Genomic DNA, 10,830 nt, shown 5'->3' on the forward strand with positions numbered 1-10,830 from the left:
TTTAATTCAAAACCGCTTTTAACTTATTAAATAAAATAGCGGGTGATTCAAATTGCATTTCTTTGGAGCTAACCTCAACCGCAACTTGCGTGGTTGAGGCTTTAGTAAGGCGCTTATTAGTTAGCGAGTCAGTGATTACGTAATCAATCCGTAGTCGGTTCTCGTATTCTTTTAAGTAAGCCGCTACTTTAATTTTTTGAGTAAATACTGCTGAGGCAACATACTTTATTTGCATATCAACAATTGGCCACGCGTAGCCCGATTCATGCATTTGCGGGTAATCATAATCAAATAAACGCAGTAACTCGCAGCGCGCTACTTCTAAATAACGTGGGTAGTTACCATGCCATACAACATTCATTGGGTCGCAGTCATGAAATGGAATTTCAATTTCTACCACATGCGTTAATAATGCACCTTTACTATTCATACAACGCCCAACGTTTAGTTTGAATATACCCTATTGTTTGCCTTAGCACGGCTTCCATTGGTCTATCCTCAGTGAGGTTTTCAAAGTAATCAGTTATATCGGTATACATGTTTTGCATATCTTGCGTTAAAGTCGAAAACTCAAGATCGCCTTGTTTTATACGCAATCTAACACCTTGAATACTTGCTAATAACGTACTTGCTAACACTTGTTCTGTTAGCTGTAAAATACGTAAACAATCGCGAGACGCAATAGTTCCCATACTCACTTTATCTTGATTATGACACTCCGTAGAGCGAGAAAAAACGCTGGCCGGCATGGTTAGCTTTAATGCCTCTGCTGTGTAAGCACTACAGCCAATTTGAACCGCTTTAAAACCATGATTAATATAACGGCGCTCTGGTGCACTATCAGACAAGTTTGAAGGTAGCCCATTGTTGTACTTAGTATCAACCAAAGAAGCGATTTGTCTGTCGGCTAAATCAGCAAGGTTTGCAACGGCTGTTTTCATGCTATCCATTGCCATTGCAATATGGCCTCCGTAAAAATGCCCGCCGTGTAATACATGCTCACCTTGGCCGTCAATTATTGGGTTATCGTTTGCTGAGTTAAGCTCGTTTTCTATCATGTGCCTAAAAAACGGCAGACTGTCTTGCAGCACACCAATAACATGGGGTGCACAACGGATTGAATACCTATCTTGAAGTCTGTCTGCATTACGAGGGTGATCGTGATGGTTTAAATCGTCTCTTATCCAACGTGCAATTTGTTGCTGCCCAGGATGTGGCTTAACTGAAAATAATATCTCATCAAAATGATGGCTATTTCCTTTAAGCGCTAAGCTTGATAATGCAGTAATACGGCTCGCCAGTTTAGCTAAGTAATTAGCCCTATCAAACGCTAAACACGCTAATGCAGTCATTACCGCTGTGCCATTCATAACGGCAAGACCTTCTTTTGGCCTTAGTGTTAGTGGTTCTAAGCCAACTTCTTTCATAACTTCTGCACTGTTACGTACTTGGTCTTTGTAAAACACATCACGCTCGCCTACCATCGCACCTGCAACGTAAGATAACGGTGTTAAATCGCCACTGGCACCTACTGACCCTTCTTGCGGGATCACAGGCACTATATCGTTATTTAAGTAATCTTTAAGTAGGTGCAGCATTTCCCAGCTAATACCAGAGTAGCCCTGTGAAAGTGATGTTAAGCGGGTCGCTAAAATTGCACGCCCTTGAACTTTATTAAATACATCCCCAAGTCCACAACCGTGAAAGCGAGTTAAATGCAGAGGTAATTCATTAACTAAACCAAGGGGTACAGCCACCGTTACAGAATCACCGTAACCAGTAGTAACGCCGTAAATCACGCCATCTTCTTTTAAAAGTGTGTCTAAAAAACGCAAAGCGCTATTAATTTTAACGCTAAAAGTTTCACAGCTATTTAATTGCACTTGTGTTTCATTAAAGGCAACTCGAACAATATCTTCAATTGATAATCGCTGATTGCCAAAAAGCTGTATATTTTGTTCAGTCACACTTGTTCTCCATTGATTGATCGCGTACTACCTGCTGATCACTTTTCCAAAAATCGTAAAAATTAAACCACTGATAAGGATATAAAGCTGCGTAATAACTCAAACGCTGTGCATAGTCAGTAATAATAAGTGTTAGCGCCTGCTGTCGCTCTCGTCGAGGCATTTTTAATGATTGGCTGTAATGTTCAAATATCACTTGATACTTTTTGCTTTTTTTATCTTTTAAACAAAACAAAAAGTAAACAGGGCAATCAAGCAGCGCGGCTAATATAAAAGGCCCCTGTGAAAATGGGGCATTTTTGCCTAAAAACGGTACCTGTACCGACCGAGAAGCCGTTGTTGTGCTTGTTCTGTCACCAACAATAACGATTATTTCTCCCTGCTCTACTTTTTCTTTTAGTAAAATAGCTAAGTCAGGCCCCATATCAGTCACTTGTATTAAATTAACCGACACATCTGGGTTAATCTTTTTAAGCATTTTATTAAATTCAACAGCGTGATGGGTAAACACCAGTACATTTATTTTTTTACTGCTGCGGTGCTGGCTAAGTGCCCTGCACACCTCTAAATTACCCAAGTGGGAACCTATAAAAATAGCCCCTTGATTTTGCTCATCTAGCTCAGCAAATAAATGCTCATTAGTGTATTTAATATCACGTTGAGTTATTCGCCCAAGCCAAGCATCAATTTTATCTAATGCGCTATCTGCAAAACTGCAAAAGTGCGTTAATTGCATTTTAAACGTAACAGGTTGTTTGCAGCCTTGGTAAACATTAACTTGCTCTAAAAACACTTTAGATGCTACACGCGCTACTTTTCCTGTTAAAAAAAGATAAAAAACCACAGGAAACAAAACAATCCACAGCCCTTTTCTACCCAGTAATTTATGAGCAAATAACAGTATTTGAATACCTAAGAAATTACCGCGCTCTTGCATTTTAGACCAGTGTTTAGCCGCCATAACGCCTCTTTAATTTATGCCAAATTAACACAGGAGAGCGAATCAACATTCCAAAAAACAAGCGGGTGTGTAACCACGAAATACGCACGTTATCGTGTAATGGCTGAAAATGAGAAAGCCCATTTTCGGGGTAAATTACTTGGCTAGGTAAAAATACAAAAGGCACATTGCGCCAATATAAACGCACTAAAATTTCGGGGTCAAAATCCATGCGTTTTCCAAGCGACACCTCATCAATTAGCTTTGTACTTTGCTCAAGCGGATACACTCTAAAGCCACACATTGAATCTACAATTGTAAAACTTAACGTTTCAATCCATACCCAAACATGCGTTAAATAACGTGCTAAATAACGGTGTTTAGGCACTGAATCGTCATATATTGGGCAACAGCTTATAAGCGCTTTAGGCTGAGCGTTTGAAAGCGCTATTAGTTTTTTAATATCAGATAAGTCATGCTGCCCATCTGCATCAATCTGTATCGCATGCGAAAAACCTAGCTTATGTGCCTGCTTTAAGCCTGTTTGTACCGCGCCGCCTTTGCCTTGATTATCGTCGTGGGCAACTACGCTCAACTGCGCGTATTTTGCATCAAGCTTACTGAACACATTTTTAGCTTCGACGTTGCTTGCGTCATCAACCATAATAATAGGAAGATTAAATGACGATAGTTGGCTCAGTACATCATCAATAACCGTAATGTGATTATAATTTGGGATAACAATACAAAAGTTATTCATTTATCAGGCTATCAAAAACAACACGGCCAGATGCATGCTGTCCTTTATTTGAATTATACGAAAAGGTATATTTATTCTCTGACTTTTGCTCAAGCAATAATTCGATTGTTATACCTGGGGTAATCACTACCTGAAATTTTAATACTTCAACATTTTTAGCAGGTTGCTGAACATTATAATATTTACAAATTGCAGCTACAGCCCAGTCTAATTGCACAACACCTGCGAGTATTGGGCCATCCGTAAAATGTCCTTTGAAATAATCTAAATCATGAGGAACTAGTAAGCTTAATTTATACTTTTGCTCTGCTTTTTCACAAGACAGTAAATCAGGCTGTGTTTTAGTCAACTTTTGCAAAAAGACTCTCCAATGCTTTTAAATTTAACTTTGCCTGTGAGTTGTATGGTAATTGATCTACAAAACGCCACTTTTTAGGGATACAAATTCGCTCAAAGCGCGCTAATGCATGCGCTTTTAATAAATTATTTGTAGCTAACTTACCGTCACCATTAAAAAATATCTGCCCTTTATGCGTAAGCACAACAATAGCGCCTACAATTAACCGCTCACCAGGCAAGGCGATTACTTTAGCTTCACTTACCCACTCACTAGTACACAAATGTTGTTCTAGCTCATCTAAACTTAATCGTTTTTCTTCTAATTTTATAATTCGATCGAATCGGCCTAATAATCTAAATTGACCATTTTTAAGTACTTCGCCTCTATCATCTAAAGGGTAATTTTTGTCGCGAACGAGCGGTGAGTTTAAAATTAAACGCTGATCGTCCAAAGCCCGTACTTTAATACCCGAAAAAGGCTGCCAAAGGCTAACCTTTTCAAGTGAAGTAACTTGTCGATATGCGATACCACCGGTTTCGGTACTACCAAAAACTTGTGTAACTGGTTTATTTAATTGCGTAAACAACGATACAGCATCTTCGTTTAATAGCGGTCCACCTGATGAGAAAATCCATTGTAAATGAGACTTATCATCCACTAAAACATTATCAATACATAACCGTTTTAACTGCGCTGGGCTTGAAACAAACACTACTTTTTTAAATAACTTGAGCTTTGTAGCTATATGTTCTGGGTAATGCAATAGCTCTGTATTTACAACCTTTCCTGCACGTAATGGCCACAATAATCTAAACAATAAGCCGTATATATGCTGATGCGAAACACTCGCTATAAAAATAGGATTATCAATCAGTGCGTAGCTATTAATTAATGTACTTAATTCTTTATTTATTACCTGCCACGTTTTTACAATTGGCTTTGCTTTACCCGACGAGCCCGACGTGTAAAAAACAATTGTGCCTTCTTGAGGCCATTTAATTGTTTCAATAGATACAAAGTGGGGTTGATTGACTAAGGTTCCTATATCTAAAAAATCAGCCTCTAAATCGGCTACTAATTCAGACTCACCAATAAAAAAAGGTGTTTGTTTAAGCAAGGAGTTTAACGTTGCAGGTTGCCCATTAGGCGGCAAAATCACTGTATTTCCGTGTAGTGCCAAAGCAAATAAGTACACGGCAAATTTGTAGGTGTCTGTGGTGTATAAAACAACCGATGATTTAGCATTTAACGTTGATAGCTTTGCTAAAACTTCGTTTATATCACTAACAAACTGACGCTCCGAAATATCATTATCAGTATGATTAAAACATGTTCTTATCGCATTACTTTGAAAAGCATTAAACACCGGCGTTCCTTTTTACTTTTTGTCTGACTAGCCACTCTATAGCAAACAATGTGCCCATAGCTAAGTAAGCAATAAAACCATTATAAAAAGCCCAGGTTTCTAGGCTACTAAAAATACTGGTGTACAGGGCAATACCACCGTTGAATACAAAAAACACACACCACACTAGCGTTACTTTTTTTGTATAAATTACACCGTTTTCATCAAGTGAGGGCTCAGTAATGCGCGCAAAGGTTTCAATAATAGAAGGCCCTTTATACAAAGAATACGCAAACACAACTAACATAACTAAATTAATGATTACGGGATACAAACGCAGCCCTAAGTCGCTATCCATTATCTTGGAAATCAAAATAGTAATGGCTGCTAAAAATGTAGCGGGCTTTAACCACGGCATTTTATCAAACAAGGCTCTGCTTAACCAAAGTCTAAGCCCGAGTAAAAATAGCAGTAATACTGTAATAATCTGACTATTAAAACGCGTAAGGCCTACGTACACAATAATAGGGTAGCAAGCCAAGCAAATCATAATTAACGTTGTTAAAACTGCTTTTAACATAGTATTAGTTAACTAACTTTTCTATTTCGGTGACTATGTCTTGCACTGTGCGCACAAGCTTAAAGGCATCAGGCTCAATTTTTTTACCTGTGATTTCTCTTAATTTCACAACTAAGTCAACTGCATCAATACTGTCTAAATCAAGATCTTGGTACAGGTTAGCCTCTAAGCTAATATCTTCTGGGTCTATTTCAAATTCGTTTTCTAAAATGCCGTGTAATACATCATAAATTTCAGCAGCGGTTTTCATCTTTCTTCCTACTTTTATATATTAAGAACGTGCTTGTTCAATAAATTTTGCTAAAGAATTAACTGAGGCAAAGTGCGCTTTAGTTTGATCAGAGTTTGCATCTATTTTCACATCAAATTGCTTCTTTATCGCAAGGCCAAGCTCTAATGCATCTATGCTGTCTAGTCCTAGGCCATCTACAAATAAAGCGTCATCATCTTGTATGTCAGCAGTGGTCATGTCTTCAAGGTCAAGGCTTGAGATAATCAGTTGTTTTATTTGTTCTTTTAATTCGCTCATATATTTTTTAGCTCTTGTGTAAAATAATGTTGTAAATCTTTAGTCAATTGGCGTGATTGCATCGCAGGCATATCGCTGTCGTACGTTGCACAATTAAACTGCTGGCTCGCAAGCCCCATTGTAAAATGCGCCTGATATGGCGCGACCTTATACCAAGGTGTGCCTTTGGTTAAAGTGTTTGGCTTCATTTTAATTAAAAAAGTAGTAATGGGCGCATGACATCTAATTGCAATATTTGCAGCGCCTCGTTTAAACTTTAATGTTTTGTGAGGCTCTGTCCGTGTCCCTTCAGGAAATACAATTAAGTTATTACCCTTTTGCAAACTGCGCTCGCACTCTCGTAATAGCTCCTGCGGATCGTCATTACTTATATAGCCGGTGCTTTTAATAACGCCGCGCATAAAAGGATTTTTAAATAAATGTGCCTTTACTACGCAATCTGCATTTTTTACTACCGAAATTAAAACAACAACATCAATTAAAGAAGGATGGTTTGCCAATAGTAGCTGCCCTTTTAAGCCTTCAATTTTTGCTTTATCGTTAACATGAAATCGAATAACGCCCGTTACATGCATTAAACTAACAAACAATTTGAAGCTGTAATGTACTGTTTTTCGAGCCTTAATCTTTTGTTTAACTGAGTCACTTTGAAATAGGCGCTGAGCAGGAAAAACAATAAAGGCTAATACTAAACCACCCATTCCAAAAACTGAAAAGCAAAATGCAGTAGCAATAATCCGCCAAATCAACCCACATAGCCTTTGTACATTTTTAAGCATGGTATGTAAGCTGCCAATCGTGCTCAAGCGTGTTATGAACAAGTAATGTATTGCTTCGCTCATACAAAGCTTTAGCGCATTGAATACTCATTGGTAAGTCGCTTTTTTCCATGCCCGTATTAAATACTTTGTTTAAACTAAAATGGGGTTCGCCTTTTTGCGGCGCTCTTATTATTAAACCAATAGAGTGTGCTATTTGCTGTTCATCGGCGTACTGAGCGTAAAGATCGGGGAGAGTCTCATCGGTATGAACTATTAACATGTGTTGCTGATCGTTATCAGCAAGTCTTACAAAGCCATCTACGAGTGCATAAATAAAGCTTTCGGCTCCTGCAGCAATAGCATTTGTAGCACTTGTATTACCCTGTATTATCCCAAAAAGTCCCGATGCGGCATTATGCACACTTAACCCAAAACCAGTGGGCGACAGTGGCTGATCATTTACTACATCAATAAGTAAGTTAGACGTTTTGTGAAAATCACCGTGGCGAGAAGAAAAAACACTCGGTAAATTAACATAGTTACCTTGAGTGCTTACTTGATGAGCACTAAAGAGTGCCATTTTAATAAAGGAAGTCATTCGGCGTCGCTGCATAGCAGGCACCCAACTAAGATTTAATACGGAGGAATCAAACCAATTACTCTCTTTTATTTGTCGCTGTTCGGGCTTTATCCATATAGCGAGTTCTTCAACAACAAATTTCACAGCTCTGCATATTTTATAAGATATAAGGGAAGGAATTTTACCGATTTTAGCAATAGAAGTAAATAATCATTAACAAAAAGCACTGAACTAACACTTTGTTCAGTGCTTGCTCATATTGCTAAGAAAGAAGGGCTATATCGTCCTGCTTTATACACTTAGCTGTGCCGCCAACAACATCGTTGTTATTTAACTCATTAATTAACACTTCGCCTTGAGCTTGCTGCTCATCACTAAGCGGTAAATACGGTAATCTAAATACAGGGTTTACTGCACCTGTCATCATCAACGCGGTATTAATAGCAATGGGGTTTGGTTCACAGAACAACCAGTTCATTAATGGTTGTAATGATGTATTTAACTCATCATTTTTAGTATCCATTAACTGACGGAATAACCCAGGTATTAAGTTAGAAGTAACCGAAATAACACCGTGCGCTTTATGTGTGTGGCGCGCATCGTGACTTTCGTCATCGTTACCCGACCAACATGCAATACCTTGTTGTTCATAATGGGCAATACGTTCATTACCGCCACACTCTTTTACACCAATAAAATATTCATGTTTAGCGAGTGGCTCAATAATATCAGGTGTTAGGTCTTGACCTGTTCGCCCTGCTACGTTGTAAATAAAGGCAGGTCCAATATCAAGTACGCGCTTAAAGTGCTCTTTAACACCCGCAATAGACGTACGTCCGTAATATGGATTAATTTGCAGTGCTGCATCCATACCGCTGGCAAAGCCATATTTAGTTGCTTTAATCGCTTCACGGGTGTTGTTACTACCGGTATTACCGACAATAACCAGTTTGTCACCATACTTGTTTGCACTGTGCGCTATAAGCATTAAATGCTCTTCCCAGTTCATTAACTGGCCTTCGCCTGTTGTGCCACCAACTACAATGCCGTCAACGCCTGCTGCAATTTGTATTTCTACGAGTTCATCGTACTTTGCTAGGTCTATTTCACCGTTTGCTAAGTATGGCGTTTTAATAGCTGTAATAAGGCTTGCTTGTTTAATTTGGTCTAGGGTGCGCATAAAAAATCATTATTTATAAAACTTGCGCTATTTGTAACATAATTGCCGGTACTTTTGGAGGTGTAAGCCTACATTTAATTATAAAATTTCTTGTGTTATTAAGTTTGGTAATACAAAATGAATAACTGTATATATGAACAGTATTTTATTTTTAACGATACCAGAGGCTTTATGCGTTTATCTGACTACTTAGCAACTCATTTTTATAACACCGATGAACTGTGCCAAGCATTAAATATAGATGCAGATACACTTTTAGCTTGGCAAGAGCGAAGTGTTTTCCCAAAACCAAGTTACTGTATTAAAAGTCAACTTAGCTGCAGCTCATATTCAGGTTTGTATGAATGCGAAGAGTATGACGACTATTACCCGCGCGGCTGTGTTAATTGGGGTCAAGGTCTTTTAAAACAAAAAATAGAATCATCAAGCCATGCTTTTAATTATTTTGCACAGCAATATACTGCAAGCCTAACTAAGCTCGCTCAGCAAGGATTTACGTTTAGCGAAGAGCTATTTGGCTGCGAAATAGACGAGCACTTGCAGCAAATTTGGCAACAGTTTTTATGCAGTAAGTACGGCGTGCTTACTCAAAATGGATTAATAGACGAAATAGTCTCGGTAGATATTGGCAGGCTATTAGTTGACGACATTACAGAACTGCGCAGTAAAGCGAGCTTAAGCCAAGAAGAAAGAGCGCTACTGCACCCCGCCATGAAGCTTTTAAACAAAGCATTAGGGCATGGCGCCGATCATGAAAAACAACACACATTACGCACCCGCTATATAGATGCACTTATTTTAAAATACGATTTATCTATAAAATAGTTTTGCATTAGTTTGATTATTTATCATTTTAGGATTATTTTACGAAAAACAAGAACTGTTAACTTAATTGTTACGTAAAACATGATTTAAAGGCACTGACTCAATGACAATCAAAACAAAAATAAGTGTAATTTCTGCTGTAATCACTATCCTGTCTTTTAATACGCTAGCTAAAGCTAACAACGAAATAGCAAATGACGACATAATAAAAATGCAGCGTGCAGCACTTGCTAAAAATACTGAGAATAAAGGCTTTGGCCCACAATCTCCACGCAATATTGATAATTATAAAGGCGAAAACACCGTAGTTTTCTCTCATGCTCCAACTTCATCAAATATGAACTTATGTAATATACACTTTCATAAAAATGCTGAACATGCCGGTGGCGAGTTTAGTAAATATGCCGGAAATGGTAATGGAAAAGGCTTTAAAAGTGGCTACTTATATTCAGGCTCTTTAACTAAAAGTGAAAGTAAACCAGCAAAAATTGAAATTTGTCCGAGCGATCACGGCGCGCTTTTAGTTGGCGATACCATTGAGGTTCATAACGTTCATACGTCAGCAATTGTAAAACCAGGCCCTACCTTGGGTAGCTGTTTAAGTGATTCGATTAAAAATCCGCAACTACGTGTTGAAGCTCAAGTATATGTATTAGTAAACGATGCTAACGCACTTGATTTTGCTCAAATAAGCGCCGTGTCATCTGTTAATGGTTACTATCAAGCTATTGCTACACCTACAAATACGGGTAAACCGGTTGTTTATAGCGGTTCAACTACTGGCCCTAGTTACAACGAGGCAGGCTCTCCTTTTCAAGTAACATGGTCAGTTAAACCAAAAGTAGCAAAGGTTGATATAAACAGTGTTGGCAAATGGTGTGAAAGTAACACCTTTAATGAAGATCACGCTCACGGCGTACGAAATCTCGTAATAAATCCTGCATTACTCTCTAAAATCAATAATTAAAATTTAGCCAAATAAAAAATAACCCGCTAATTAGTTAACACCATTCAGTTAAGCAT

The 10,830-nt window shown here is 38.2% G+C and carries 14 protein-coding genes; 2 read left to right on the forward strand and 12 right to left on the reverse strand.

Translation table 11 applies throughout. The features are described from left to right. Position 1 precedes the first annotated feature (1 nt). The 12 genes from GQR39_RS13105 to dapA form a co-directional block, all read right to left on the reverse strand. Positions 2-430, reverse strand: coding sequence for an acyl-CoA thioesterase (locus tag GQR39_RS13105; RefSeq protein WP_007580812.1), 429 nt, complete (start codon positions 428-430; stop codon positions 2-4). Then, complete coding sequence (locus GQR39_RS13110; RefSeq protein WP_165735811.1) at positions 423-1,967, reverse strand: aromatic amino acid ammonia-lyase; 1,545 nt, start codon at positions 1,965-1,967, stop codon at positions 423-425. The genes GQR39_RS13105 and GQR39_RS13110 overlap by 8 nt, the downstream gene beginning before the upstream one ends. Next, the gene (locus GQR39_RS13115) at positions 1,960-2,928 is read right to left on the reverse strand and encodes an acyltransferase (RefSeq protein ID WP_165735812.1); all 969 of its coding nucleotides are present in this window, start codon (positions 2,926-2,928) and stop codon (positions 1,960-1,962) included. The genes GQR39_RS13110 and GQR39_RS13115 overlap by 8 nt, the downstream gene beginning before the upstream one ends. Next, positions 2,918-3,667, reverse strand: a complete 750-nt coding sequence (locus GQR39_RS13120; protein WP_165735813.1) for a glycosyltransferase family 2 protein — start codon at positions 3,665-3,667, stop codon at positions 2,918-2,920. The genes GQR39_RS13115 and GQR39_RS13120 overlap by 11 nt, the downstream gene beginning before the upstream one ends. After that, positions 3,660-4,025 (reverse strand): thioester dehydrase, encoded by a 366-nt coding sequence (locus GQR39_RS13125; protein ID WP_165735814.1) that lies wholly within the window; start codon positions 4,023-4,025, stop codon positions 3,660-3,662. Before GQR39_RS13125 ends, GQR39_RS13120 begins: the two co-directional genes overlap by 8 nt. Continuing rightward, positions 4,009-5,373, reverse strand: a complete 1,365-nt coding sequence (locus GQR39_RS13130) for an AMP-binding protein (RefSeq protein WP_024591743.1) — start codon at positions 5,371-5,373, stop codon at positions 4,009-4,011. The genes GQR39_RS13125 and GQR39_RS13130 overlap by 17 nt, the downstream gene beginning before the upstream one ends. Next, on the reverse strand, positions 5,366-5,932 hold the full coding sequence (locus GQR39_RS13135) for a hypothetical protein (RefSeq protein WP_165735815.1): 567 nt from the start codon (positions 5,930-5,932) through the stop codon (positions 5,366-5,368). The genes GQR39_RS13130 and GQR39_RS13135 overlap by 8 nt, the downstream gene beginning before the upstream one ends. Positions 5,933-5,936: 4 nt before the next feature. After that, positions 5,937-6,182 (reverse strand): acyl carrier protein, encoded by a 246-nt coding sequence (locus GQR39_RS13140; RefSeq protein ID WP_002958648.1) that lies wholly within the window; start codon positions 6,180-6,182, stop codon positions 5,937-5,939. A 21-nt stretch (positions 6,183-6,203) separates the two neighbouring features. After that, the gene (locus tag GQR39_RS13145) at positions 6,204-6,461 is read right to left on the reverse strand and encodes a phosphopantetheine-binding protein (RefSeq protein WP_007580830.1); all 258 of its coding nucleotides are present in this window, start codon (positions 6,459-6,461) and stop codon (positions 6,204-6,206) included. Continuing rightward, positions 6,458-7,240, reverse strand: coding sequence for a lysophospholipid acyltransferase family protein (locus tag GQR39_RS13150; RefSeq protein WP_206007858.1), 783 nt, complete (start codon positions 7,238-7,240; stop codon positions 6,458-6,460). Before GQR39_RS13150 ends, GQR39_RS13145 begins: the two co-directional genes overlap by 4 nt. Beyond that, complete coding sequence (locus GQR39_RS13155; protein ID WP_346774498.1) at positions 7,233-7,946, reverse strand: beta-ketoacyl synthase chain length factor; 714 nt, start codon at positions 7,944-7,946, stop codon at positions 7,233-7,235. Before GQR39_RS13155 ends, GQR39_RS13150 begins: the two co-directional genes overlap by 8 nt. Positions 7,947-8,064: 118 nt before the next feature. Then, positions 8,065-8,982 (reverse strand): 4-hydroxy-tetrahydrodipicolinate synthase, encoded by a 918-nt coding sequence (gene dapA / locus GQR39_RS13160; RefSeq protein WP_024608419.1) that lies wholly within the window; start codon positions 8,980-8,982, stop codon positions 8,065-8,067. Between the two features lie 171 nt (positions 8,983-9,153). On the opposite strand from dapA, the gene GQR39_RS13165 reads away from it, so the two are divergent. Together GQR39_RS13165 and GQR39_RS13170 are read left to right on the forward strand one after the other, a co-directional pair. Next, complete coding sequence (locus tag GQR39_RS13165) at positions 9,154-9,807, forward strand: DUF6058 family natural product biosynthesis protein (RefSeq protein ID WP_165735823.1); 654 nt, start codon at positions 9,154-9,156, stop codon at positions 9,805-9,807. A 103-nt stretch (positions 9,808-9,910) separates the two neighbouring features. Further along, positions 9,911-10,774 (forward strand): delta-class carbonic anhydrase, encoded by an 864-nt coding sequence (locus GQR39_RS13170; protein WP_165735816.1) that lies wholly within the window; start codon positions 9,911-9,913, stop codon positions 10,772-10,774. Positions 10,775-10,830: the final 56 nt, after the last annotated feature.

This window comes from Pseudoalteromonas sp. C8 (assembly GCF_011378685.1).
GTDB classification, from domain to species: Bacteria; Pseudomonadota; Gammaproteobacteria; order Enterobacterales; family Alteromonadaceae; genus Pseudoalteromonas; species Pseudoalteromonas arctica.